This window comes from Streptomyces sp. NPDC006208, assembly GCF_040613775.1.
In the GTDB taxonomy this organism is placed as follows: Bacteria; Actinomycetota; Actinomycetes; order Streptomycetales; family Streptomycetaceae; genus Streptomyces.
Genome location: NZ_JBEXSW010000062.1, coordinates 18,733 through 44,489 on the forward strand (window position 1 = coordinate 18,733; position 25,757 = coordinate 44,489).

Here is a 25,757-nt window from a genome sequence, read left to right on the forward strand (position 1 = left end):
CGTCGCTCGGGCAACGCCATCGGCCGGCCGATCAATTCCCATGGGAGGATCAATTCTGTTCGAACGAGACACGAAGGAGTGCTTGTGCCCGGTGAGAATCTGTCCCGCGACGAGGCCCGTACCCGGGCCGGGCTGCTGTCCGTCGACGGGTATGAGGTTGCCCTCGACGTGCGTTCCGCAGTCGGGGAGTCCGAAGAGGGCTCGGGGCCGCGCACCTTCCGGTCGGTGACGACGATCCGGTTCCGGGCCGCCGAACCGGGCGCGTCGACGTTCGTGGATCTGATCGCCCCCGCCGTGACCGGCATCACACTCAACGGGGAGGAGCTGGACCCCGCCACGGCCTTCGACGGCTCGAGGATCGCGCTGGACTCTCTCGCCGCCGAGAACGTCCTGGTGGTGGACGCGCAGTGCGCGTACAGCCGTACCGGCGAGGGACTGCACCGCTTCGTCGACCCGGAGGACGGTGAGGTCTATCTGTACACGCAGTACGAGCCGGCCGACGCCCGCCGGGTCTTCGCCACCTTCGAACAGCCGGATCTCAAGGCGCCGTTCCGCTTCGAGGTAACCGCGCCCGATGCCTGGACGGTGTGGAGCAACGGCGAGGGCACGCGCGGTGAGGACGGCGTGTGGCGGTTCGCCCCGACCAGGCCGATCTCCACCTACATCACCTGCGTCGTGGCAGGTCCGTACCACTATGTGACCGACCTGTACGAGCGGGAGCTGGCGGACGGCACGACGCTGCGGATTCCGCTCGGCGCCATGTGCCGCAAGGGGCTGGCGAAGCACTTCGACGCGGACGACGTCTTCCTCGTCACCAAGCAGGGCTTCGACTTCTTCCACGACCACTTCGACTACCCGTACCCCTTCGGGAAGTACGACCAGGCCTTCGTGCCCGAGTACAACCTCGGAGCGATGGAGAACCCGGGCATGGTCACCTTCCGCGAGGAGTACATCTTCCGCGGGAAGGTCACGACAGCCTCGTACGAGCGCCGGGCGAATGTGATCCTGCACGAGATGGCGCACATGTGGTTCGGCGACCTGGTCACCATGCAGTGGTGGGACGACCTGTGGCTGAAGGAGTCCTTCGCGGACTTCATGGGGTCGTTCTCGATGGTGGAGGCGACGCGGTTCACCAACGGGTGGGTGACCTTCGCCAACAACCGCAAGGCGTGGGCCTACCGGGCCGACCAGCTGCCGTCCACGCACCCGGTCACGGCCGACATCCGTGACCTGGAGGACGCCAAGCTCAACTTCGACGGGATCACCTACGCCAAGGGCGCTTCGGTGCTCAAGCAGCTGGTGGCGTACGCGGGGCGGGACGCGTTCCTGGATGGAGCACGGCGCTACTTCAAGCGGCACGCCTACGGGAACACACAGCTCGGCGATCTGCTGTCGGTGCTGGAGGAGACGTCCGGGCGCGACATGAAGGCCTGGTCGCGGTCATGGCTCCAGACGTCCGGGGTCAACTCGCTGACGCCGCAGGTCACGTACGACGCGGGTGGCCGGATCACCGAGCTCGCCGTGGTCCAGGACGGGGCGGAGCTTCGTCCGCACAGGGTGGCGGTCGGCCTGTACCGGGTCGAGGGCACGGAGCTCGTGCGGTACGCGCGTGCCGAGGCTGATGTAGCCGGGGTGCGGACGGTGGTGGCCGAGCTGGCGGGCGCGGAGCGGCCGGAGCTGGTTCTCGTCAACGACGATGACCTGACGTACTGCAAGATCCGCTTCGACGAGGGGTCGCTGGAGGCGCTGCGGGCGCACCTGGGCGACATCACGGACCCACTGGCGCGGGCACTGTGCTGGTCGGCGCTGTGGAACCTGACGCGGGACGCGCTGATGCCGGCGCGGGACTTCATCGACCTGGTGCTGACATTCGCCGGGCGCGAGTCGGACATCGGCGTACTGCAGATGCTGCACGCGTGGGCGCGGGCGGCGCTCGACCACTACGCGGCTCCGGCGTGGCGCGAGGAGGGCGGGCGGCTGCTCGCCGAGGGAGCGCTGCGGGAGCTGCGGCTGGCCGATGCCGGGAGCCAGCACCAGCTGACATGGGCGCGGTTCTTCGCGGCGGTCGCCCGGAGCGAGGCGGACTTCCAACTGCTGACCGGGCTGCTGGAGGGCACGGCGAAGGTCGACGGCCTCGACGTCGACCAGGAGCTGCGCTGGGCGTTCCTGGAGCCGCTGGCCGCGCACGGGGTGGCGGACGAGTCCGTCATCTCGGCGGAACTGGCCCGTGACGACACGGCCTCGGGCAAGCGCCACCAGGTCCGCTGCCTGGCGGCGCGGCCGTCGGCGGCGGTCAAGGACCAGGCGTGGGCGGCGGTCGTGGAGTCGGACACCCTGTCCAACGCGCTGGTGGAGGCGACGATCGCGGGCTTCGTCCAGCCGGGGCAGCGCGAGCTGCTGGCGCCGTTCACACCGAAGTACTTCGAGGCGATCGAGCGGGTGTGGTCGAAGCGGTCGATCCAGATCGCGATGGATGTGGTGCGGGGCCTGTACCCGTCGCTCCAGGACGACGAGTCGACGCTGACGGCGACGGACGAGTGGCTGAGCACCCACGAGTCCTCGGCTCCGGCCCTGCGCCGACTGGTCCTGGAATCCCGCGACGACCTGGCGAGGGCGCTGCGCGCGCAGGCGTGTGACGCGGGGGCGTCGGCGGGCTGAGCGGTGGGGAAGGGCGGGGATGTCCCCGCCCTTCCCGCTACACCTTGCGGCGGCGGGGACCCCCGCTTCGCGTCACCGTGCCGGCCCCTGCCTCCGCGGACGGATGCTGCGCGCCACGCGGACGGAATCCGGCAGCGGAACGCGGAAGCGGTGCCCACTGTGGCGATGCCCCTGGGCGGCGCCCAGGGCCATCGCCCGACGGACCGGTCGCTGACCCCGGCGGGCTGGGGCTCTGCCTTCTTTCGGATCAGGCCGGATCCATGAGCCGCGTCCGCTGCTGGGGCGCCTCCCCTGCCTGAGGGGACACGGGGATGGGGACACCTCCCCCGCGGGCCACGGAGTGGGACACCTCCCCACGCCGAAAGGCCTGGGGGTTGGGGGTACTTCCCACGCCGAAAGGCCGTGGGGGCATGCCAGGGCCCGCGGGACCGGAAAGAACCGGGAGAAGGGCGCTGAGCCAGAGGATCCCGGGCAGGACGATGCCGGTGAACTCGCCCGCAGCCAGGGGATCCGGGGGGCGTCAGCGGGCACGGCGCGCGCCCCCTCCGCAGAAGCCGGCCGGGGCCGGCAAGGCGTGGCCGGCGCTGTCCGCCCCGTTCCCGCACGTCAGCCATACGGCCCAGCGATCCTGATCGGCAGTCGAACGCTTGCACTTTAGGGCAGGCTTGTGCCGGAATGTCGACGGGCTTGTAACAGCGGTTAGCGGGCTGCGGAGGTGTGGGCATCTCCCCGGCATGACGCAGTCCAACACTCCCCTCTCCCCCCTCCCCCTCAGCCACCTCTCCGAGGTGCAGCAGCGGGTGATGTCCACATCGCAGTTGCGGGCGCTCGGGGTGGCCCCCGCGCGGATTGCCGAGCAGTGCCGGGCCGGTGGGACCTGGCAGTTGATGTTGCCCGGGGTGTATCTGCTGCGGCCCGGGACGCCGACCAGCCAGGAGCGGCTGCACGGGGCGCTGCTGTACGCCGGGCGGCGGGATGCCGATGAGGCCATGATCACCGGGATGGCCGCGCTCGCCCTGTACGGCTTCTCGACCGCGACGCCGCTGATGTCGCTCGAGTTCATCGACGTGCTCGTGGCGCGTACCCGGCGGCTGCGGTCGACCGGGTGTGTCCGGCTGGTGCGGGCGCATGCCTTGCCGGCGTCGCTGCAGATCACCGGGCTGCCGGTGGCACCTGTGGCGCGGGCCGTCGCGGATGCCGTCGCTCAGCTCGCCGACGCCAAGGCCGTGCGCGCGCTGCTGACCGAGGCCGTGCGCGGCGGCCATTGCGAACCCGCGATACTCGTAAGGGAGTTGAACGACACCCGGCTCCTCGATCTCCCCCATGTCGTCGGTGCGGTCGACTCGCTGCTCGCCGAGGGCCGGGCGCTGTCCGAGGGCCGGCTGTACGAGGTGGTGCGCGGGAACCGGCTTCCCGAGCCTTTGTGGAACGTGGATCTGCGGCTGCCCGGCGGCCCTCATCTCGGCGGGGTGGACGCGTACTGGCCCGAGCAGGCCGTCGCCGTGGAACTGGACACCCGTGCGCCCCGGCAGGACGACGACGCCAGGTGGTCGGCGTCCGTCCGCAAGCGGGAACATCTGGAGCGGCTCGGCATCACCGTCGTCCACATCACGCCGCGCAAGCTCCGGGAGTCGCCCGATCAGCAGGCGGTCGTGATCCGTACGGCCCTGATGGCAGCCGTGGACCGCGAGCCGGCAGCCTATGTGGTGGTGCTGCCGCGCTGAGCGGACCGGCCGACCGGGGGTCTGGAGCGCCACAGCTCCAGCCCGACGTCGACCAGTTCGACCCGGTCGAGAGAGGGCAACGCCTCCAGCGGGTACCAGGCGGCGAGGTCCGTCGAGCCGTTCGTCTCGCTGCGCAGCGAACCGCCGGTGATCCGCCCCTCGTACACGATCCGCAGTCCCTGGAAGTCCGCGGTGGCGCCGAGCCGGCGCGCATAGTGGCGGCGGATCGAGTCCAGACCGAGCAGTGCGGTCATCTCCGCCGTGTACCCGGTCTCCTCCTCGACCTCACGGACGACGGTGTCCAGCGGGTCCTCCCCGTGGTCCATGCCCCCGCCGGGCAGTGTCCACTTCCTGGTCCCGTCGCGGGCCACGAAGCGCGCCAGCAGTATCTGCTCCTTCTGTACGCACACCGCGTAGGCCGCGACCCTCAACTCCTTGTTCATCCCGTGAGATTAGTCAAACAGGCGGGTTCGCGGGCGAGTACTCGGGCTGCGGCCGGCGCGGCGGCGAAGCGCCTTGTGCCTGCCGCATCCGAGCCTCCGTGAAGCGGACGGTGCGGTCCCCGTCGGGCCCCGTGCTCGGTACGGGCCGAACCCGTGAGCGGGAGCGTGGTTCCCGTGCTCCGGTCGAGCAGCAGCAGTCCGGCGCGCGGGTCCTGCTCCGGATTGCCCAGGGTCAGGACCCTCGCGTGCCCCGGTAGTCGGGCCGGCTGAACAAGACGGGCGAGCCCACCCGGACGAAGCCGGGTTGCCGCCCCGATGGCCGGCCTCGACGCCGTGCTCGGTGCCGGTGGCGATGAAGAAGGTGTCGGCGGCGCGGATGAACGCCTCCTGGCCGGGGGTGAGGCGCGCACCGTGCCGCACGGCTCCGCTCGGGTGCCCGCGGCCGCAACGCCTTCGTACAGCTCCCGCTTCTGCAGGTGGTCGGGGCAGCCGGCGAAGACCCCCGTTCGGTCTCGTGGGCCGGAGTCCGAGGACCGTCGGCGACGGGCTCGATGCCACTGCCCATGGCGTCCCGGCACTACGTCAGCCCCACGTAAGCTGACCGTCCGGTTCCGCCCCGGTACGGACCAGACCTCGTCCGGCCGCCTCCGGCGCGGCGGTTCATCCCTGTTTGATCCTCATGGCGCATACTCCGCAGTGGCGGATGTACGCCATGGCAACATCCCGCCTTCAGCAACTCTCCACAAACCCCTGTCATTTACGAAAGGGTGAGCGGTCATCCGGCACCGAATTCCGGACCCTCTTCTTTCACAAACAGGGATGCTGATGACCCCCGAGTCCCAGAGCTCCATAAAAGGGCGGAGACGCGCGGCACGCGTGGCAGCCGCAGCCGGTCTCGTGGCCGCGCTGGTCGCCACCGGCGCCGCACCGGCGTTCTCGGCGGGTGCCGCCGACGACCCGGCAGGCTCCGCCCCCGTCAAGGCTTCCACCGACAAGCTCGGTACGGCCGACGCCGATCTGCTCGCCCAGGCCGAGGCCAAGGGCCAGAAGAGCGTCACCGTGATGGTCGCCACCGCGCCCGGCGCCACCGAGCAGGTCGCGGACCAGCTCGACGCGGTGCCCGGCGCCACGGTCGGCAAGACGGACGACAAGCTCGGTTACGTACGGGCCACCCTGCCGACCACCAAGGCGGACGCCGCACTCAAGGCAGCCCAGAAGCTGTCCTCCGTGCACGGGATCGACCTCAAGCACGAGATCAAGCTGGACGACCCGACCCCGGACGGCCTGGGCACCTCGCCCGGCACGGCCAACGGGATCGCCACCTCGCCCAATGGCTCCCGCACCTCGGGCGCCACGGCCGGAAGCTACCCGGCGCCGGGCAAGCGCACGCCCGCGAAGAACCCGTACAACCCGTCCTTCGAGACGGGCGCGGTGGAGTTCGTCGAGGACCACCCCAAGGCCGACGGCCGCGGCGTGACCATCGGCATCCTCGACTCCGGTGTCGACCTGGGTCACCCCGCGCTGCAGAAGACCACCACAGGCGAGCGCAAGATCGTCGACTGGGTCACCGCGACCGACCCGGTCGCCGACGGCGACGGCACCTGGCGCCAGATGAACGTCGAGGTCACCGGCCCGACGTTCACCGCGGACGACCGCACCTGGACCGCCCCGGCCGGCTCGTTCAAGTACCGCAAGTTCGAGGAAGCCGCCACCAAGGGCGGCGACATGGCGGGCGACCTCAACCGCGACGGTGACACCACCGACGTCTGGGGCGTCCTCTACGACGCGGCCGCCGGCACCGCCCGGGTCGACCTGAACAACAACGGCGACTTCGGCGACGACGTGGCGATGAAGCCGTACAAGGACGGCTTCCAGGTCGGCTACTTCGGTACCGACAACCCGGCCACCGAGGTCGTCGAGCGTATCCCGTTCGTCATCGAGATCCGCAAGGACGTGGTGGTCGACGCGGCCGGCACGAAGTCCGACTTCGTCAACATCGGCGTCATCGAGGGCTCGCACGGCACGCACGTCGCCGGTATCACCGCCGCCAACAGCCTCTTCGGTGGCCGGATGAACGGTGCCGCGCCCGGCGCCAAGCTGGTCTCGTCCCGCGCCTGCACCTGGAGCGGCGGCTGCACCAACATCGCGCTCACCGAGGGCATGATCGACCTCGTCACCAACCGCGGTGTCGACATCGTCAACATGTCGATCGGCGGACTGCCGCCCCTCAACGACGGCAACAACGCCCGCGCCGAGCTCTACACCCGGCTGATCGACACCCACGGCGTCCAGCTGGTCATCTCGGCGGGCAACGAGGGCCCGGGCACCAACACCATCGGTGACCCCGGTCTGGCGGACAAGGTCATCTCCGTCGGCGCCTCGATCTCCCGGCAGACCTGGGCCGCCAACTACGGCTCCACGGTGGCCAAGCCGTACGCGATGCTCCCCTTCTCCTCCCGCGGCCCGCGCGAGGACGGCGGCTTCACGCCGACCATCACCGGTCCCGGCGCGGCCATCAACACCACCCAGACCTGGTCGCCCGGCGGCCCGGTCAAGGAGGCGGGCTACGCGCTCCCGGCCGGGTACTCCATGCTGCAGGGCACGTCGATGTCCTCGCCGCAGGTCGCCGGTGCGAGCGCACTGCTGCTCTCCGCGGCCAAGCAGCGGAAGATCGATCTGAACCCGGCCGATCTGCGCACCGCGCTCACCAGCACCGCGCGGAAGATCAGCGGTGTCCAGGCGCATGAGCAGGGCGCCGGTCTGATCGACATCGTCGAGGCATGGGAGGCCGTCAAGGACGGTGCGACCGCCCACGAGTACAAGGTCAAGGCCCCCGTCGACACCTCGATCGACTTCGCGCTCAAGGAGCCGGGCTTCGGCACCGGTCTCTACGACCGTGAGGGCGGCCTGAAGGCGGGTCAGAAGAAGACGTACGACGTCACGATCACCCGCACCACCGGTCCGGACCGTCCCATCGAGCACGAGCTCGACTGGAAGAACAACGACGGCACCTTCCGGCTGCTCGGTGACGACGAGGTCGACCTGCCGCTGAACCAGCCGGTCACCGTCAAGGTCCAGGCACGCCCCGGCTCCGCCGGTGTGCACAGTGCGATCCTCGAGGCCGACGACGAGGACACCGAGGGCGTCGACAAGCAGATCCTCGCCACGGTCGTGGTCGCGGGCGAGCTGACGAAGCCCGGCTACTCCCTCTCGGCGAGCGGCTCGGTCCAGCGCAACAGCTCGAAGTCGTACTTCATCAACGTGCCGGCGGGCGCCAAGAACCTCGAGGTCGCCCTCGGCGGACTGAGCGCGGGCAGCCAGACCCGGTTCATCTCGATCCACCCGTACGGTCTGCCGGTCGACGAGAACTCGACGACCTTCTGCTACCCGAACTACGACAACCCGGCCAACACCTGCCGCCCGGACGTGCGTTCGTACGCCGAACCGCTGCCCGGCGTCTGGGAGATCGAGGTCGAGTCGCGGCGTACGTCGCCGCTGCTGAACAACCCGTACAAGCTCGATGTGACGGTGCTCGGCGCGGACTTCGACCCGGCTGTGAAGACGCTGCCCGAGGCGAAGATCGGCACCCCGGCGCCGGTGAAGTGGAACGTCTCCAACGGCTTCGCCGCCATCGACGGCAAACTGGTGGGCGGTTCACTCGGCTCGGCCAAGGTGGAGCGTCCCACGATCGCGGACGGTGCCCGGCAGGTCCGTTCCGTCACCATCGGTGAGGGTGTCGAGCGGCTCGACGTGGCCATCGGCTCGCCGTCGGACAACGGCGCGGACCTGGACCTCTTGGTCGTGAAGGACGGGGTCGTGGTCGGCCAGGCCGCCGACGGAGACTCCGAGGAGGCCGTGAGCCTGGTGAAGCCGGCCGCGGGCACGTACCTGATCGTGGTCGACGGCTACTCGGTTCCGGCCGGGACCACCACGTTCGACTACCGCGACGTGTACTTCTCGGCGGCGCTCGGCTCGGTCAAGGTCGACGCCACCCCGGTGAAGCTCCCGGGCGGCGCGACGGCGGAGGTCGCCGCCGAGGTCGTCGTGGCGAGCGAGGCACCGGCCGGCCGGCAGTTCTTCGGCGAGGTGCAGCTGCAGAACGCACGCGGCACCGCCGCGGGCACCGGCAGCGTGGTGATCGAGAAGGTCACGCCGTAACGGTGTGAACGGCACGAGGGGGCGGGCGCCCGCAACGGGCGCCCGCCCTTCGCCCTGTCTGCCTGCTCAGCCTTCCTGCCTGCTCAGCCACGGCCGGGGCACTCGACACCGCGTGCGCCGGGCAGCGCCTTCTGTACCCACTTGCGGCCGTAGTCGAGGTGGTCGCGCACAGGGCCCACGTCGTCTCCCACGGGCGGCAGCGGGGCGGCGTCACCCTCCCGGAAGGTGATCGGCTCCTCGCCCGGGAACCGGGAGACCATGACGAGCATCCGCACGCCGCTCCGGAAGTACCCGTCGTCGCCGTCACCGGACGCGGTGAAGGTGATGTCCCGCCGCGCGCGGTACTGCGGCATGTACGAGCGGTCCACGAACAGGTCGACCCGCAGGCCCCTCCCGCCGCCCAGCGCCTCGACCTGCGCCACCGTGCCCTCGACGATGTACGCGGCACAGGCGACCTGGCCCTCCGGCGTGAGCTTCGCCGAGTCCTCGGCGGCGGCGGTGCCGCCACCGGCTCCCGTGCCGTTGTGCGCCCCGAGGTAGGCCCCTGCAAGGCCGACCGCCGCCGTGGCCACCGACGCCGCGAGGGCCATGACGAGCCTGCGCCGCCCGCGCGCCGGCCTCTGCACCGCGCGTGCGGCGGGCTCCCGGGCGAGGTGGTCCCCGATGAACCTGAGCTGCTCACGCAGCAGGGCCGCGTCGGCCGCCGCCGCCGCGACCTGCGGATCGCGCTCCGCACCCGCCGGCACCGGCTCGCCGATCATCGCGAGCGCCACCGGATCCATGCCGTGCTCGTCCACCGTCACACCACCTCCTCGGCCCGCAGCCGCTTCCGCATGGCGCGCATGGCGGTGTGCAGCCGGCTCTTGACCGTTCCCTCGGGAATCTCCAGGGCTTCGGCGATCCGGGCCAGGGGCAGGTCCGCGTAGAAGCGCAGGACCACCACCCGGCGCTGCTCCAGCGGCAGCGCCTCGAGCCCCTCGGCCACCGTCAGCGCCAGCGCGCTGGCCTCCTCGCCGCCCCGCTGCACCGTCTCCCACGGCCTCAGCGCGATCAGCCGCTCGTCGAGCCGCTCCCTCCTGCGTCGCGCCCGGTGCCAGTCGGCGGCGACGTTCGAGGCGACGACGGCGCACCAGGCGGCGGTGTCCCGCGGGGCGCCGCCTTCCTTCGCCCGGGCCTCCATCAGCTTGAGCCGTACCTGCTGCACCCCGTCCGGCAGGTCCGCGTGCGCCATGCCGCCCAGCGCGAGGATCGCGCGCACCCGGTCCACGAGCGCTGCGTCCAACGGGTCCTCCCCCGTCCCCCGGGGTCTCCTCCACAGCGCCACCCGCGCCTCCCTCCCGCTTGCTGCCACCTGTGACGCGGGAGGCCGGCGAAACGTTCGGCTCGTCTCGCACTTCGGGCAATGGATTGGACAAGACCGCCGGGGACATACGCATCATGGAGCGGCACCCAGGCCAGCAGAACTGCACGAATCAGCACGAAGGAGTCGTCGTGAGGGTCGGAATCGTCGGAGCCACCGGTCAGGTCGGCACGGTCATGCGCAGGATCCTCATCGAGCGGAAGTTCCCGGTCGACGAGCTGAGGCTGTTCGCCTCGGCCCGGTCCGCCGGTACCGTCCTCGACGGTGTGACGGTCGAGGACGCGTCCACCGCCGACTACTCCGGCCTCGACATCGCCATCTTCTCCGCCGGTGGCGCGACCTCCAGGGCGCTCGCCGAGAAGGTCGCCGCGCAGGGTGCTGTCGTGATCGACAACTCCTCCGCCTGGCGCCGCGACCCCGAGGTCCCGCTCGTCGTCTCCGAGGTGAACCCGCACGCGATCAAGGACCGCCCCAAGGGCATCATCGCCAACCCGAACTGCACGACGATGGCCGCGATGCCGGTGCTCAAGCCGCTGCACCAGGAGGCGGGGCTGACCGCCATGGTCGCCACCACGTACCAGGCTGTGTCGGGCTCGGGCCTCGCGGGCGTCGCCGAGCTCGACGACCAGGTCAAGGCCGTCGCCCCGCGCGCCACCGAGCTCACCCACGACGGCGAGGCCATCGCCTACCCCGAGCCTGGCGTGTACCGGCGCCCCATCGCCTTCAACGTCCTGCCGCTGGCCGGATCGATCGTCGACGACGGCTCCCACGAGACCGACGAGGAGCAGAAGCTCCGCAACGAGTCCCGCAAGATCCTGGAGATCCCGGACCTCAAGGTGTCCGGCACCTGCGTCCGCGTCCCGGTCTTCTCCGGCCACTCGCTCCAGGTCAACGCCCGCTTCGCGCGTCCGATCTCCGTGGAGCGCGCCTACGAGCTGCTGAAGGACGCGCAGGGCGTCGAGCTCTCCGAGATCCCGACCCCGCTCCAGGCGGCGGGCAAGGACGCGTCGTACGTGGGCCGTATCCGCGTGGACGAGACCGTCGAGAACGGCCTCGCGCTGTTCCTGTCCAACGACAACCTGCGCAAGGGCGCGGCGCTGAACGCGGTGCAGATCGCGGAGCTGGTGGCGGCGGAGCTGCGCGGCTGAGACAGCAGTCCGAGGGGGCGGGCGCCGGGGGCGCCCGCCCCCTCGGCGTTCCGAGAGCCGGATGACGACGCAGCGGCGCGTCGACGTCGGCCGTGCGCTGCCGCGGCACCGAGCCGATGCGTTGCCGAAGGCGCTCCCACGCCGTCGCGCGGACCTGCTCGCACTGCGCCCCGGAGTCCTTGGTCCGACGGCACTCGGCTGCCGGGAGCAGCACCTGGAACGGGTGTGTAGGTGCTCGAGGTGGGCAGCGGTGATCACGCCGCGGCCGGCCGCGGCCACCACCGCGTTGGCACCGCGGCGCTCACCGCGCCGCCGACGTCCTGCGGTAGGCCGCGTCGATCGAGGCCAGTTCCTCCGCGGTGAGCACGTCCTCCACCCGCTCGAAGCCGTCCGGGGCGCGCTCGGCCACGGCCCGCAGCAGGCGATCGGCAGGCATCTCACGCATCGCCGTGACCAGGGCGTTCACCGGGGCGGTGCGCTGCTGCTCGTACGCGCGCAGGCCGGCCGGGACCGAGTGGGCCGCGGTGAGGCAGCGCGCCAGCGCCCGGGCGTCGAGGATTGCCTGCGAGCCGCCGTTGGAGCCGATCGGGTACATGGGATGGGCGGCGTCACCGAGCAGGGTGACGCGGCCGGCGCCCCACTGCTCCAGCGGGTCACGGTCGGCCATGGGGTACTCGAGGATCTCGCCGGTGGCGGCCAGCAGGGCGGGTACGTCCAGGCCGATACGGTCGAGCCGCCAGTCGGCGAAGTACGCAAGGACGTCGTCGAGACGCCCGGTGCGGTTCCAGGCGGCGCCCTCCACCGGGCCCGGGGTGCCGACGCGGACCTCGGCGACCCAGTTCAGCAGCGCCTCGCCACGGCGCTCGGCGCGGCGCGAGATGGGGTAGACGACCAGCTTGGCGGTGGCGTTGCTGCCGGCGATGACCATTGTGCGGCCGTCGAGGAACGGCTCGCCGAGAGCAGTGCCACGCCACATCCGGATGCCGTTCCACAGGGGGAGCCGCTGTTCGCCGGGGTGGAGCCGCCTGCGGACCGTGGAGTGCAGTCCGTCCGCGCCGATCAGGGCGTCGGCGCGGACGGTGGTGCGGGCGCCGCTCTCCACGTCACGCAGGGAGACCTGCAGCGCGTCCCCATCTCCGTGCCCGTCCTGCTCGAAGCCGTCCAGCGCGGTGCCGGTACGTACGGTGTCCGGACCCAGCCGGTCGCGTACGGCGTCGTACAGAAGCTGCTGGAGCTCGCCGCGGTGCAGCGAGTACTGGGGCCACTCGTGCCCCGCCGCGCGGCCCCTCGGCTCGGCCCAGATGCGGTTGCCGTGCCGGTCGAAGTGGGCCATCTCGGCGGTGGGGACGGCGATTTCGGCGAGCGCGTCGCCCAGGCCCAGCGCGGTCAGCTCGGCCACGGCGTGCGGCAGCAGATTGATGCCCACGCCGACGGGCCACAGTTGCCGGGCCGACTCGGCCACCTGGGGGCGCAGCCCCGTCTCGTGCAGGGTCAGGGCGCAGGTCAGCCCGCCGATACCGGCCCCTGCGATCACGATGTCGGCACTCATGTGCGCTCCCCCTTGTCCATGCCTGCGTGCGGCGACCGTCGCCGACGATTCTCCCGGGCGGACGACGGCCGGCCCGTGGAAGGATGACTCGAAACATCACATACCGAGGAGATGACCGGGTGCCTGGCACAAACCTGACCCGTGAAGAGGCGCAGCAGCGGGCGCGCCTGCTCACCGTTGACTCGTACGAGATCGACCTCGATCTCTCCGGGGCCCAGGAGGGCGGGACCTACCGGTCCGCGACCACTGTGCGTTTCGCGTCGGCCGAGGCCGGCGCAGAGAGCTTCATCGACCTCGTCGCGCCCGCCGTGCACGAGGTCGTGCTGAACGGGAAGTCGCTGGACGTCGCCGCGGTCTTTCGCGACTCGCGGATCGCGCTGGCCCATCTGCACGAGGGCGACAACGAGCTGCGGGTGGTCGCGGACTGCGCGTACACCAACACCGGGGAGGGTCTGCACCGCTTCGTCGACCCGGTGGACCAGCAGGCGTATCTCTATACGCAGTTCGAGGTGCCGGACGCACGCCGGGTCTTCGCCTCGTTCGAGCAGCCTGATCTGAAGGCCACGTTCCAGTTCACCGTGAAGGCGCCCCAGGACTGGACGGTGATCTCGAACTCGCCGACGCCGGAGCCGAAGGACAACATCTGGCACTTCGAGCCGACGCCGCGGATCTCGACGTACGTCACGGCGCTGATCGTCGGGCCCTACCACTCGGTGCACAGCAGCTACGAGAAGGACGGCCGGTCCGTGCCCATGGGCGTGTACTGCCGTCCTTCGCTCGCCGAGTTCCTGGACGCGGAAGCGATCTTCGAGGTCACCCGGCAGGGCTTCGACTGGTTCCAGGAGAAGTTCGACTACCCGTACCCCTTCGCCAAGTACGACCAGCTGTTCGTGCCGGAGTTCAATGCGGGCGCGATGGAGAACGCGGGCGCCGTGACCTTCCGCGACCAGTACGTCTTCCGTTCGAAGGTGACGGACGCGGCGTACGAGCGGCGGGCCGAGACGATCCTGCACGAGCTGGCCCACATGTGGTTCGGTGACCTGGTCACCATGGAGTGGTGGAACGACCTGTGGCTGAACGAGTCGTTCGCCACCTTCACCTCGGTCGCCTGCCAGGCATACGCGCCGGGCTCCAAGTGGCCGAACGCGTGGACCACGTTCGCGAACTCGGAGAAGACCTGGGCGTACCGGCAGGACCAGCTGCCGTCGACCCATCCGATCATGGCCGAAATTCGCGACCTCGATGACGTTCTCGTGAACTTCGACGGCATCACCTACGCCAAGGGTGCGTCCGTTCTCAAGCAGCTCGTCGCCTATGTCGGCATGGACGAGTTCTTCACCGGCGTGCAGGCGTACTTCAAGGCGCACGCGTTCGGGAACACGCGCCTGCCCGATCTGCTGGGCGCGCTGGAGCAGACGAGCGGCCGGGATCTGAAGACCTGGTCGAAGGCGTGGCTGGAGACCGCCGGTATCAACATCCTGCGGCCACAGGTCGAGACGGACGCGGACGGTGTCATCACCGCGTTCGCGGTCAAGCAGGAGGCCCCGGCACTCCCGGCCGGCGCCAAGGGCGAGCCCGTGCTGCGCCCGCACCGGATCGCCATCGGCCTGTACGACCTGGACGAGGCCGGGAAGCTGGTGCGCACCGAGCGCATCGAGCTGGACGTCGACGGGGAGCTCACCGCCGTGCCCGCCCTGGTCGGCAAGGTCCGTCCCGCGGTGATCCTGCTCAACGACGACGACCTGTCGTACGCGAAGGTCCGGCTCGACGAGACCTCGCTGAAGAACGTGACCGAGCACCTCGGTGACTTCACCGAGTCGCTGCCGCGGGCACTGTGCTGGGCCTCGGCCTGGGACATGACCCGTGACAGCGAGCTGGCCACCCGTGACTACCTGGCCCTCGTCCTGTCCGGGATCGGCAAGGAGTCCGACATCGGCGTGGTCCAGTCGCTGCACCGCCAGGTGAAGCTGGCGATCGACCTGTATGCGGCGCCGAACTGGCGCGAGGCCGGTCTGACCCAGTGGACGGACGCCACCCTGGCTCATCTGCGGGCGGCCGAGCCGGGCAGCGACCACCAGCTGGCGTGGGCGCGGGCGTTCGCCGCGACCGCGCGTACACCGCAGCAGCTGGACCTGCTCGAGGCGCTGCTGGACGGCTCGGAGACGATCGAGGGACTGGTCGTCGACACCGAGCTGCGCTGGGCGTTCGTGGAGCGCCTCGCCGCGGTCGGCGTCTTCGACGAGGAGGAGATCGCCGCGGAGTACGAGCGGGACAAGACCGCCGCCGGCGAGCGCCACGCGGCCACCGCGCGGGCGGCGCGGCCCACCGACGTGGCCAAGGCCGAGGCATGGGCCGCGGTCGTGGAGGGCGACAAGCTCCCGAACGCCGTGCAGGAGGCGGTGATCGTGGGCTTCGTGCAGACGGACCAGCGTGAGCTGCTGGCCCCGTACACGGAGAAGTTCTTCGCGGCGGTCAAGGATGTGTGGGAGTCGCGCAGCCACGAGATGGCCCAGCAGATCGCGGTGGGCCTCTACCCGTCGCTGGAGGTCTCGCAGGCCACCCTGGACACGACCGATGCCTGGCTGGAGTCGGCACAGCCGAGCGCGGCCCTGCGCAGGCTGATTTCGGAGTCGCGCGCGGGCGTCGAGCGGGCGCTGAAGGCTCAGTCGGCGGACGCGGCCGCGGGCTAGGACCGGAAATTTCACTCAGGGGCGTCCCGGACCGTACGGTCCGGGACGCTTTTTCATGGTCTGGACCACACACATTTGCGCCACCTTGGTGACCCCTCGTCAAACTCCTTCTGGGAACCCGGATATGCTCCCGCCCGTTCGTTCATATGATCTTTCTCGTTAGATTCTGAGGATGCTGATGGTTCGACAGGGAACGTCGACCGGAAGTCCGAGGCCCCCGGCCGGTCTGATCTGGCAGCTGCCTGTCGTCGCCACGCTCGCGGCGGCGGTCCTGGCCGTCACCCAGGTCCCCGGCTCGGCTCGGACCCCCGTGGTCATTGTCTCGGTCGCATCGGTCGTCGCAGTCGCGCTCGCCTGCGCGGAACTCATGCGCCGGGGCAGGCTGATGGCCGAACTGCGGGACCGGCTCGCGAAACAGGAGACCGAGCTCGACCGCCTGGCGGCCGAAACCGCACGCCTCGCCGGTGAGTTGCTGCCCGAGGTGGTGGAGCAGCTGCGCAAGGGCGAGTTCCCCGAGGACGTACTGGCCTCGCTGGACATGCCCCCGGCCCACCAGGCGGTGCTCAGCTCGGTCGTCAACGCGGTCGTCGCCGAGGACGACCTGCGCGAGTCCGCCCAGCGCGCGTTCGTCAACATCGCCCGCCGGGTCCAGGCCATCGTGCACCAACAGGCCCAGGAACTGCGGGAGATGGAGGACCGGCACGGCCAGTCGCCCCAGGTCTTCGGCGACCTGCTGCGCATCGACCACGGCACCGCGCTGATCGGCCGCCTCGCCGACTCGATCGCCGTGCTCGGCGGTGCGCGGCCGGGCCGCCAGTGGAGCAAGGCCGTGCCGCTCTACAGCGTGATGCGTGGCGCGATGAGCCGCATCATCGACTACCAGCGCGTCGAACTGCACTCGGTCTCCGAGGTCGCGGTCGTCGGCACCGCCGTCGAGCCGCTGATCCACGCTCTCGCCGAGCTGCTCGACAACGCGACCCGCTACTCGCCGCCGCAGACCAGGGTCCATCTGACCGCCGTCGACGTGCAGTCCGGCATCGCGATCGAGATCGAGGACGGCGGCGTCAGCATGAGCGAGGAGGCCCGCAAGCGGGCCGAGCGCATGCTGCGCCAGGCCCAGCAGGGCATCGACGTCAACGACCTCGGTGAGACGCCCCGGCTCGGCCTCGCGGTGGTCGGCCGGCTGTCGCAGGCGTACGGCTTCCAGGTCTCGCTGCGCTCGTCGGCCTACGGCGGTGTGCGTGCCGTCCTCATCGTCCCTCAGGACCTGATCACGGCGGCCACCTCGGCGACCGGCCTCGCCCACGGCATCGGCACCGCGTCCGGTCCGCGGCCCGCCGGCTCGGACACCTTCGAGCGCATGCCCCGGCCCGTCACCGGGCCCACCGCGGCCCAGCCGCCTGCCGAGGACGAGGTTGTGATGGTCACCGAGCGGACCCCCACCGGTCTGCCGCAGCGACGCCGCAAGAACCGGGTGACCGCGCCGGCCCCCGCACCCGCCGCGGCCGCATCCGCCGAACCCGAACCGGACTCCGCACCGGCCGTACAGCCCGGCATGTGGCTGGCAGCGTTCCAGAGCGGCCTGTCCGGTGACACCCCCCAGACGAGTAAGGAAAACAACCAGCCATGATTCAGCGGCAGTCCAACCAGACCAACATGGACTGGATGCTCAAGGACCTGGCGGAAGGAGTGCCGCAGACGAGGAACGTCGTCGTCCTGTCCGCCGACGGTCTGCGCATGGCCCAGTACGGCGCGGAGAACGACACTGCCGACCGACTGGCCGCCGCCTGCGCCGGACTGCAGTCCCTGGCGGCCGCCGTGGGTGCCGAACTCCCGCACGGTGACGGGAAGATGCGACTCGTCGTCATCGAGATGGACGGCGGCTTCTTCTATCTGATGGCGGCGGGCTCGGGCGCGTATCTCGCCGTGCTGGCCGACGAAGGCGTCGACGCGGGGCTGATGGGGCAGCGGATGCGGGACCTCGTGCTGCGGATCGGAGAGCACCTGAGTACGCCACCGCGGCATGAGGGACAGACCGCGTGAGTGACGCGGGCGGGGGCTGGGAGGAGAGCAGTCCCGAGCGGCTCTACGTCATCACCGGCGGTCGCAGTGGTTCCTCCACGCCCAGCGCGCTGGACCTGGTCACACTGATCGTGGCGAGATCGGGGCCCAAGCCCGGTATGCAGCCGGAGCACGCCGCGATCATCCGGATCTGCCAGGCACCGCTGTCGGTTGCCGAGATCTCCGCATATCTGAGCCTTCCGGTGAGTGTTGTCACCGTGCTGCTCAGCGACCTGCTGGCCGAGGACCGGGTGCTGGCCCGCGCACCGGTCCAGCCCGCCCTTCTCCCCGACCGCGCATTGATTGAGGCAGTGATCGATGGACTTCAAAAGCTCTGAGCAGGCCGTGGGGCCGCGGAGCGAGGACGTGCTGCCGGAGACGGCCACCGCCGCAGTCAAGGTGGTCATCGTGGGCGGCTTCGGCGTAGGCAAGACGACACTGGTCGGCTCGGTGAGCGAGATCAGGCCGCTCACCACCGAGGAGACGATGACCCAGGCCGGGGTCGGCGTCGACGACACCCAGGGTGTGGAGCGCAAGACCTCGACGACCGTGGCGATGGACTTCGGGCGCATCAGCATCAACGAGGAGCTGGTGCTCTATCTGTTCGGCACACCGGGCCAGGAGCGCTTCTGGTTCCTGTGGCGCGGTCTCTTCGAGGGCGCGCTGGGCGCGGTGGTGCTCGTCGACACACGCAGGCTCGAGGTCAGCTTCGACGTCATCGGCCGGCTCGAGGAGCGCGGCGTGCCGTTCGTGGTGGCCGTCAACACGTTCCCGGACGCTCCGAACTATCCGATCGAAGATCTGCGCGGCGCGCTCGATCTGCCGGCGAACGTACCGATCGTCCCGTGCGACGCGCGGCTGCGCGGCTCCAGCCGGGATGTGCTGATGACGCTCATGCGCTACCTCCAGACCCTCGCCACGGCACAGGAGGCGTCCTGACGGCGCCCCGTGGTGGCCGTGTGGCCTGATCTGGCCTGCGGGCCCGGCATCGACGATGCCGGGCCCGCAGGCGCGTTCGGTTCCGGTTGTACCGCGCCCGGCCCCCGGGCGCCCGGCATCCGGGCGTCGCGCCCTGGCAGCCCTGGCGTCGGCAGCTGTTCCGCTCCTGTCGACTGACCGCGGGTAACAGTCCCAAGTGTTGCCGTTTTACTGCGGAGTTGTCCTATTGGATCGGCCATCGTGGCTGAGTACGATGCGCAATTGTTGATCACTGTGTGGTGTACGTGGTGGGTGTTACGTCAGCGTGGCCGTGACACCACCCGCACCTGGGCATCGAGAGGCAGGCCGTAGTGGAGCCCGATCCGACAGTTCCGCCGATCTTCTCTCCCATCCCTCCGGCGATCCACCCACGCCACGCGGACATCGACGTCCAGACCGCGGCCTGGGCCGAAACGTTTCGTATCGGATCCGAGGAACTGCGCGGCAAACTGGTCCGTCAGGACATCGGCACCTTCTCCGCGCGGATACTGCCGGAGGGCCGGGAGGAGGTCGTCTCCCTGCTCGCGGACTTCGTCCTGTGGTTGTTCGGCGTCGACGACGGCCACTGCGAGGAGGGCGAACTGGGCCACCGGCCCGGTGAACTGGCGGGCCTGCTGCACCGGCTGCTGCGCATCGCGCAGAACCCCGAAGCCCCCATGCTGCTGGACGACCCGCTGGCGGCCGGTGTACGGGACCTGCGGCTGCGCGTGGACCGCTACGGCACCGCCGGGCAGACCGCTCGCTGGGTGGACGCGCTGCGGGAGTACTTCTTCTCCGTGGTCTGGGAGGCCGCCCACCGCCGTGCGGACACGGTGCCGGACCTCAACGACTACACCCTGATGCGGCTGTACGACGGCGTCACCTCGGTGGTGCTGCCGATGCTGGAGATGGGGTACGGCTACGAACTCCAGCCGCACGAGCGCGACCGTACGGCGGTGCGGGCCGTGGCCGAGATGGCGTCCTTCATCATCACCTGGGACAACGACATCTTCTCCCACCACAAGGAGCGCAGCGGTCTCGGCTACTACCTCAACGTCCTGCGGGTGCTGGAGGAGCACCACCGGCTCACCCCCGGACAGGCCCTGGACACCGCGATATCCCAGCGGGACCGGGTGATGTGCCTGTACATGAAGGTGAGTGAGCACCTGGCCAGGACGGGCAGCCCGCAGCTGCGCCAGTATCTGCACAGCCTCTCCTGCTTCATACGCGGCGCCCAGGACTGGGGCATCAGCTCGGTGCGCCACACCACGCCGGACGACCCGGCGAACCTTCCCCCGGTCTTCCGGGACACGCCCACCGACGACAGCGACCAGCCCTTGGACATCCCGGCGGTCGCCTGGTGGTGGGACCTGCTGCCGAAGGAGGCGGCGGTGCCCGCGCGGCGCATCCCCGTGCAGCAGGGCGTGTGAACGGACGGCCGGGCGGCTGTCGCTCCGCTCCCGGCCGGATGTCCGCCGTGCCGTGAACCCGCTGTGCCGCCGGGCGGGCCCTGCGGTCTCAGCCCGCCCGCTGCGCCGCAGCCTCGCGCAGCGCGTCGAGGACATGCGCCACCCCCGGACCGGCTTCCGCGCCACGGCGGGGCGGTCACGGTCCCCCGCTCGCTCAGCGTGCGCAGGATCCGCAGTTTCCTCAAGTCCCACTCGGTCATGCCCGCACGCTGTCCACACCCCGCCCGCTAACGCTTCCTGGTGTACGTCGTGAAGATCAGACCGTTGTCGAAGACCCGGGTGGAGGCGACCTGGAAGTCGGTGACGGCGAAGGAGGCGGAGACCATCGGGATGCCCGAGCCGAGCAGCACCGGGTAGGTCTTCACATGCAGTTCGTCGATCTCGTCGCGCAACTGCCCCGCGAGGTCACCGCCGCCGCACAGGTAGATGTCGAGTCCGTTCTCCCTCTTGAGCTCCCGCACCTTGGCGACCACGTCGCCACGGACGATCTCGACGGCCGGGTCGGGGCTCTGCTCGATGCTGCGGGAGACGACGTACTGGCGCAGGTGGGCGTACGGGCTGGTGATGCCGATCTGCAGGGCCGGGTCATAGGTGCGCCGCCCCATGACCACGGTGTCGAAGCGCACGTTCCGGGCGTTCTCGATGCCGAGGTGCGGGCGGACGTGCGTCGGCAGTGTCTCGGGATACTCCGTGGTGGCGAAGGCGGTGAACTCCTCGCTGACCGGGAAGATGTTGCCGTCTCCGTCGGGGTCGGCGATGAAGCCGTCGACGGATGTGGCGAAGTAGTACGCGAGCTTGCGCAAGCTGATCCTCTTTGTCCTTGGCGGCAGTGACCGGCCGGGGCACCCGCCTCGACCACGACACTTATAGTGCTTCACCTGTAGTGGTTTGTGCAAGACCCTTTTCCCCGGCCTCACTTGGGAGCGCCTGCTGCCCCCAGCAGCACGCCCCCGAGGATCAGCACCATGCTCACGAGCTGCATCGGACCGGTCGTCTCCCCCAGGAGGGCGAAGGAGAGCAGCGCCACGCAGACGGGCTGCACGTAGTAGACGACGCCCGCCCGGGCCGCGCCGATCAGGGCGATCGCCCTGTTCCAGGCGAAGAAGGCCACGGCGGACGAGCAGACACCGACATAGACCAGCGGCCCGACCGTCCCCGCCGACGGGGTGAAGCCGCCCTGGAGGGCGAGGCTGATGCCGAACGCGGGGGCCGGCATCAGCGCACCCAGCACGAAGGTCGTGAACAGGTGGACCACGCCGCCGATCGCCCCGGGGCGGCGGCGCAGCAGTGCACTGTAGGCGGCGAAGCTGACCGCGGCCCCGCACATCCACAGGTCGCCGGCCGCAACATCCACGGCCCGGGAGCCGCCGGCCAGGAGCAGCACCCCGCCGCAGGCGATGGCCGTGCCGATCGCGCGCCGCGCACCCGGACGGGTACCCGTGAGGCGTTCGTGCACCACCAGCAGGACGGGCGCCGCGGCCATGATCAGGCCCATGGTGCCGGCGGACGTGGTCAGGCCGGCCTGGTTGACCAGGGTGTTGTAGAGCGTGACGCCCAGCAGGGAAGAGGCGGCGAGATGGCCGAAGTGGCGGCGGATCAGCGCGCGCCGTCGCCAGGTCGGCCGCAGCGCGAAGGGGGCGACGGCGACGATCGCGATGATCCAGCGCCAGAACGCCGCCTGCACGGGCGGTACGGAGTCGTGCAGCGCGCGGGAGGTGACGAAGCTGCCGGACCAGACGACCGTCGCCGTCGCGGCCAGCAGCAGCCCGGCGCCCGGGGCACACCGCCGCACCCGCCGGTGCGCGTGCCCAGGTCCGCCGGTGCGGACCGGGTCCAGATCTGTCGTCACGGCCATCCCTCGCCTCCGCCGCCCCGCAGGGCGTGGCAACCATCGGGATCACCGTCACATCGCGCGACTTCTCAGGTCCATCGAATCTTTTCGATCATTCCGTGAAGCCGAACTGAACGGTCAGGAGGATGGGGACATGACGAAGGCGCCCCGGGCTTCTGCACACCCTGGGCGCCTCATCGGCAGGACCGGCCCTGCCGCACACATGTGTCAGATCTGCGCCGGACCTGCGTCAGACCTGCTTCTTGGACTTGTCGAGCACCATCACAAGACCCGCGATCACCACGAACAGGGCGATCGGCGCGATCACGAAGAGGCTGACCGTTTCCATCACGCTCAGACCCGGGCCCGGGTCGTCGCCGTCGTCCGGCGTGAGCGCAAGCGCGGGAGACGACATGAGCAGCATCATCAGCGTCGTACCGGCCGCGACGGCGCCGGCGCGCAAGGCGTTCTTCTTGTCCACGGTGCCAACGTAGCGAACGGCTGACCGGGCCGCGCGTCCGGGGGTGCCGTACGGGCCGGGAAGACGTCCAGCAGCGCGTGCAGCCGGGGCGAGGCGGCCAGCTCCTCCAGGCCGACGGGGCTCCCGGACGCATCCGCGACGGGCAGCCGCCAGTTCGGGTACTCCTCCCAGGTGCCGGGCAGATTCTGCGGCCGCCGGTCCCCCACCGCGTCCGGCAGCCAGATGCCGACCATGGACGCGGGCGTACGCAGCAGAAAGCGGTAGACCGCCCGGATCCCGCCCTCTTCGTCGCCCGCGCCCTCGGGCAGCAGACCGAGCCCGGTGAGCAGGTCCAGCCATGCGCAGACGTCCGCGCTGTCCTCGGTCCGCTCCTGCTCCAGGGGGCGGGCGAGCAGACCGAGCCGGTGCCGCAGCTCCACATGGCCTCCGCTCAGCCGGGCCGCGGTGGACGGCAGGTCATGGGTGGTGGCGGTGGCGAAGCAGCCCTCGCGCCACTCCTCCGGCGCCAGCGGGCTGCCCGAGCCGGCCCAGTCGCGCTCGAACCAGAGCACGGAGGTGCCGAGCACCCCGCGCCGCGCCAGGGTCTCGCGCACGCCGGGCTCGACCGTCCCGAGGTCCTCCCCGATGACCACCGCGCCCGCGCGGTACGCCTCCAGGGCCAGGACCGCGAGCATCGCATCGGCGTCGTAGCGGACATAGGTGCCCTCGGTGGGCGGACAGCCCTGGGGCACCCACCAGAGCCGGAACAGGCCCATCACATGGTCGATGCGCAGCGCGCCCGCGTGCCGCAGGATGCCGCGCAGCAGTCCGCGGTACGCGGCATAGCCGGACGCGGCGAGCACATCGGGACGCCACGGCGGCAGACCCCAGTCCTGACCGCGGGCGTTGAACGCGTCGGGAGGTGCGCCGACCGACATCCCGGCGGCGAAGACCTCGCCCTGCGCCCAGGCGTCGGCGCCACCCGGGTGCACTCCGACGGCGAGGTCATGGACGATCCCGACGCCCATGCCCGCCTCGCGCGCCGATCGCCCGGCGGCGGCCAGCTGCTCGTCGGTCAGCCAGGCGAGCCGGCTGTGGAAGTCGACCCGGTCCCTCAGCTCGTTCCTGGCCCGCGCCGTCCGCGGCGAGCGGGGGTCGCGCAGCTCGGCCGGCCAGCTGTGCCAGTCGGCGCCGTACACCTCGGCCAGGGCGTACCAGGTGGCGTGGTCCTCCAGTGCCTGGCCCTGCCCGGCCAGGAAGTCGCCGTACGCGGCGCGGCGGCCCGGACCGAGGGACACGCGGTGCAGCAGCTCCAGCGCCTCCCGCTTGAGGGCCCATACGGCATCCCGGTCGATCAACGCACCCTTTTCCAGGACGGATTCACGCAGCTCGGTCCCTTTGTCGCGCAGCTCGCACAGGCGTTCGCGGGCGGGGCCGTCCGCGTACGCGTACTCGGGGATGTCCTCGATGCGCAGATGGACCGGATCGGGGAAGCGGCGCGAGGAGGGGCGGTACGGCGAGGGGTCACTGGGGGCGCCCGGTACGGCGGCGTGCAACGGATTCACCTGTACGAAGGACGCTCCGAGGCTCCGGCCCGACCAGGCGGCGAGCTCGGCGAGGTCACCGAGGTCGCCCATGCCCCAGGAGCGGGCGGACAGCAGGGAGTAGAGCTGCACCAGGAAGCCGTGCGAGCGCCCCTGGGGCCGCGGCACCCGGTCCGGGGCGACGACCAGAGTCGCTTCAGCGGCCCGTCCGTCCGGTGCCGTGGCGTGCAACCGGTGGACACCGAGAGGCAGTCGGGTCGATCCGGCCGTCTGCCCGGGCGCGCTCCAGGCGGTCTCGGCACCCTGCTCGGTGGTGATCCGTACGGCTGTGTCACCGGGCAGTTCGGCCAGGGCCTGCGGCAGCTCGGCCACAGAGCCGTCGGCACCGCTCCAGGCGACCACCGTGGGCGGCAGCAGCCGCCCGGCGGCGGCCGCATCGGCACGTCCCACGGCGGCCCGGACGGCCTGCGGTGTGGATGCGTCCACGCCGAGGGCGGCGAGCACGCGGACGACGGTGGCGTCGGCCACCGGGACGGTGACCCCCTCGGACGGTGCGTAGGCGGTGGCGACTCCGTGCAGCGCGGCGAGCCGAGCAAGGCCCATGCGGACTCCTTCAGACCCCGGGCAACTCCGAGCCGCCGGCCGTGCCGTGGGCGGTCGGCTCGCTGGTGAGGGGCGCGATGTCGGCGAGCGGCGGCTCGCTGGTGAGCGGGGCGGCGTGGGCGAGCGGGGGCTCGCTGGTGAGCGGCGTGTCGTAGCTGAGCTGTGGCTCGCTGGTCAGCGGAGCCTCGGGGGCGAGCGGGCCGGCGACCCGTCGCGACGGGGCCGGAACCCGGTCGGACGGCTCCGGGATCTGTTTGGACAGAGCGGAGAGCAGCAGGTGTGCGGATGCGGTCACAGTGGTCACTCCAAACGGATGGAAGGGTCACCACAGCCCTACCCACCGGGCACGGCGGCAGACCTGTGCGAACGGTCGGCGTGATGTCTGTCACGTTCCGTCCCCCGTCCGGCAGTTGGCTCCGATCATCCACCACACCAGGCAAAAAGCCGCACAACGGCCACGCGCATTGACACCCTCACGGTGGGGGTGGTGGGCTCGAAACCCACCGGAACGTCAGGGGAGACCGAGGGGAGAGCGGCGTGCGGCTCGGGGCGGGCAGAAGGCAAGCAGCGGCGGCCGTCGCGGTGGCCGTCATCGGCAGCCTGCTCGGCGGTACGCACAGCGCGGTCGCCGCTCCCCAGGAGCCCGGCTCCCCGGCGGGCAGCGCGCAGGACCCAGAGGGCGCGGTGGACCTGCCGGCCGTCTGGCCGCGCCCGCAGGCGGTGAAGCCCGCCGGCAAGGACGTGCCGCTCGGCGACGAGGTGACCCTGGTCGCCGCGTTCAATGCCGACCCGTACGCGGTCGAGCTGGCCGGGGAACTGCTGCGCGACGCGGGGGTCAAGACCGTCCACCCGGGGCTGCCCGGCCGTGGCCCGGTCGTGCACATCGGCGGCGTCGGCGCGGAGAAGGCGCTGCGCGCCCTGCGCGCACCCGAACGCGCCGATCTGCCCGCCGGGGGCTACCGGCTCGCCGTGGGCAAGGTCGCGGGGCGTGACACGGTCGCGCTCGACGGCGTGGGCGAGGACGGCCTCTTCCACGGGGTACAGACCCTGCGGCAGCTGATCGACGGCGGGTCGGTCGCCGGAGTCCTGATACGCGACTGGC

At 70.9% G+C, this 25,757-nt stretch carries 20 protein-coding genes and 1 pseudogene; 11 read left to right on the forward strand and 10 right to left on the reverse strand.

What is annotated here, in order from left to right:
• Positions 1-84: 84 nt before the first annotated feature.
• Both pepN (ABZ208_RS34665) and ABZ208_RS34670 read left to right on the forward strand, forming a co-directional pair.
• Complete coding sequence (gene pepN / locus ABZ208_RS34665) at positions 85-2,658, forward strand: aminopeptidase N (protein ID WP_356913412.1); 2,574 nt, start codon at positions 85-87, stop codon at positions 2,656-2,658.
• A 734-nt stretch (positions 2,659-3,392) separates the two neighbouring features.
• The gene (locus ABZ208_RS34670; protein ID WP_356913413.1) at positions 3,393-4,382 is read left to right on the forward strand and encodes a hypothetical protein; all 990 of its coding nucleotides are present in this window, start codon (positions 3,393-3,395) and stop codon (positions 4,380-4,382) included.
• Here ABZ208_RS34670 and ABZ208_RS34675 read toward each other — a convergent pair.
• Positions 4,358-4,825: an NUDIX hydrolase gene (locus tag ABZ208_RS34675; RefSeq protein ID WP_356913414.1), complete on the reverse strand. Its 468-nt coding sequence runs from the start codon at positions 4,823-4,825 to the stop codon at positions 4,358-4,360. The two genes, ABZ208_RS34670 and ABZ208_RS34675, sit on opposite strands and share 25 nt — an antisense overlap.
• 819 nt (positions 4,826-5,644) lie before the next feature.
• Between ABZ208_RS34675 and ABZ208_RS34680 the strand changes: the two genes are divergently transcribed.
• A complete protein-coding gene (locus tag ABZ208_RS34680) occupies positions 5,645-8,983 on the forward strand; it encodes a S8 family serine peptidase (protein WP_356913415.1) in 3,339 nt (1,112 codons plus the stop codon).
• An 83-nt stretch (positions 8,984-9,066) separates the two neighbouring features.
• Here ABZ208_RS34680 and ABZ208_RS34685 read toward each other — a convergent pair whose 3' ends face one another.
• Positions 9,067-9,786 (reverse strand): hypothetical protein, encoded by a 720-nt coding sequence (locus ABZ208_RS34685; RefSeq protein ID WP_356913416.1) that lies wholly within the window; start codon positions 9,784-9,786, stop codon positions 9,067-9,069.
• The gene (locus ABZ208_RS34690; RefSeq protein WP_356913428.1) at positions 9,783-10,214 is read right to left on the reverse strand and encodes a sigma-70 family RNA polymerase sigma factor; all 432 of its coding nucleotides are present in this window, start codon (positions 10,212-10,214) and stop codon (positions 9,783-9,785) included. Before ABZ208_RS34690 ends, ABZ208_RS34685 begins: the two co-directional genes overlap by 4 nt.
• Positions 10,215-10,474: 260 nt before the next feature.
• Here ABZ208_RS34690 and ABZ208_RS34695 point away from each other — a divergent pair, with 260 nt between their 5' ends.
• Positions 10,475-11,491 (forward strand): aspartate-semialdehyde dehydrogenase, encoded by a 1,017-nt coding sequence (locus ABZ208_RS34695; RefSeq protein WP_356913417.1) that lies wholly within the window; start codon positions 10,475-10,477, stop codon positions 11,489-11,491.
• A gap of 124 nt (positions 11,492-11,615) precedes the next feature.
• On the opposite strand, the pseudogene ABZ208_RS34700 reads toward ABZ208_RS34695, so the two are convergent.
• Positions 11,616-11,705: pseudogene (locus tag ABZ208_RS34700) on the reverse strand (type II toxin-antitoxin system PemK/MazF family toxin); the annotation flags it as partial.
• A gap of 87 nt (positions 11,706-11,792) precedes the next feature.
• Positions 11,793-13,040, reverse strand: a complete 1,248-nt coding sequence (locus ABZ208_RS34705) for a flavin-dependent oxidoreductase (RefSeq protein ID WP_356913418.1) — start codon at positions 13,038-13,040, stop codon at positions 11,793-11,795.
• Between the two features lie 119 nt (positions 13,041-13,159).
• Between ABZ208_RS34705 and pepN (ABZ208_RS34710) the strand changes: the two genes are divergently transcribed.
• From pepN (ABZ208_RS34710) to ABZ208_RS34735, 6 genes are all read left to right on the forward strand, one after another.
• A complete protein-coding gene (gene pepN, locus ABZ208_RS34710) occupies positions 13,160-15,730 on the forward strand; it encodes an aminopeptidase N (protein WP_356913419.1) in 2,571 nt (856 codons plus the stop codon).
• Between the two features lie 178 nt (positions 15,731-15,908).
• Positions 15,909-17,360 (forward strand): ATP-binding protein, encoded by a 1,452-nt coding sequence (locus ABZ208_RS34715; RefSeq protein ID WP_356913429.1) that lies wholly within the window; start codon positions 15,909-15,911, stop codon positions 17,358-17,360.
• Positions 17,357-17,773 carry a roadblock/LC7 domain-containing protein gene (locus ABZ208_RS34720; RefSeq protein WP_328400546.1) on the forward strand — a complete coding sequence of 139 codons (417 nt, stop codon included), beginning with the start codon at positions 17,357-17,359 and terminating at the stop codon, positions 17,771-17,773. The genes ABZ208_RS34715 and ABZ208_RS34720 overlap by 4 nt, the downstream gene beginning before the upstream one ends.
• Positions 17,770-18,129 (forward strand): DUF742 domain-containing protein, encoded by a 360-nt coding sequence (locus tag ABZ208_RS34725; protein WP_328400544.1) that lies wholly within the window; start codon positions 17,770-17,772, stop codon positions 18,127-18,129. Before ABZ208_RS34720 ends, ABZ208_RS34725 begins: the two co-directional genes overlap by 4 nt.
• Positions 18,110-18,730 carry an ATP/GTP-binding protein gene (locus ABZ208_RS34730; protein WP_356913420.1) on the forward strand — a complete coding sequence of 207 codons (621 nt, stop codon included), beginning with the start codon at positions 18,110-18,112 and terminating at the stop codon, positions 18,728-18,730. The genes ABZ208_RS34725 and ABZ208_RS34730 overlap by 20 nt, the downstream gene beginning before the upstream one ends.
• A 350-nt stretch (positions 18,731-19,080) precedes the next feature.
• Entirely contained in the window at positions 19,081-20,178 is a 1,098-nt protein-coding gene (locus ABZ208_RS34735; RefSeq protein ID WP_356913421.1) for a selina-4(15),7(11)-diene synthase, read from the forward strand.
• A gap of 266 nt (positions 20,179-20,444) precedes the next feature.
• On the opposite strand, the gene ABZ208_RS34740 is transcribed toward ABZ208_RS34735, so the two are convergent.
• The 5 genes from ABZ208_RS34740 to ABZ208_RS34760 form a co-directional block, all read right to left on the reverse strand.
• Entirely contained in the window at positions 20,445-21,020 is a 576-nt protein-coding gene (locus ABZ208_RS34740) for a dihydrofolate reductase family protein (protein ID WP_356913422.1), read from the reverse strand.
• A gap of 110 nt (positions 21,021-21,130) precedes the next feature.
• Positions 21,131-22,072, reverse strand: a complete 942-nt coding sequence (locus ABZ208_RS34745) for a DMT family transporter (RefSeq protein WP_356913423.1) — start codon at positions 22,070-22,072, stop codon at positions 21,131-21,133.
• 226 nt (positions 22,073-22,298) lie between these two features.
• Positions 22,299-22,529 carry a hypothetical protein gene (locus tag ABZ208_RS34750; RefSeq protein ID WP_328400539.1) on the reverse strand — a complete coding sequence of 77 codons (231 nt, stop codon included), beginning with the start codon at positions 22,527-22,529 and terminating at the stop codon, positions 22,299-22,301.
• Positions 22,475-24,655, reverse strand: coding sequence for a 4-alpha-glucanotransferase (gene malQ / locus ABZ208_RS34755; RefSeq protein ID WP_356913424.1), 2,181 nt, complete (start codon positions 24,653-24,655; stop codon positions 22,475-22,477). Before malQ ends, ABZ208_RS34750 begins: the two co-directional genes overlap by 55 nt.
• 10 nt (positions 24,656-24,665) lie before the next feature.
• The gene (locus ABZ208_RS34760; protein WP_356913425.1) at positions 24,666-24,950 is read right to left on the reverse strand and encodes a hypothetical protein; all 285 of its coding nucleotides are present in this window, start codon (positions 24,948-24,950) and stop codon (positions 24,666-24,668) included.
• Positions 24,951-25,192: 242 nt separating this feature from the next.
• On the opposite strand from ABZ208_RS34760, the gene ABZ208_RS34765 reads away from it, so the two are divergent.
• Positions 25,193-25,757, forward strand: a 565-nt coding sequence (locus tag ABZ208_RS34765) for a glycoside hydrolase family 20 zincin-like fold domain-containing protein (protein WP_356913426.1), incomplete at its 3' end; no start/stop codon positions are given.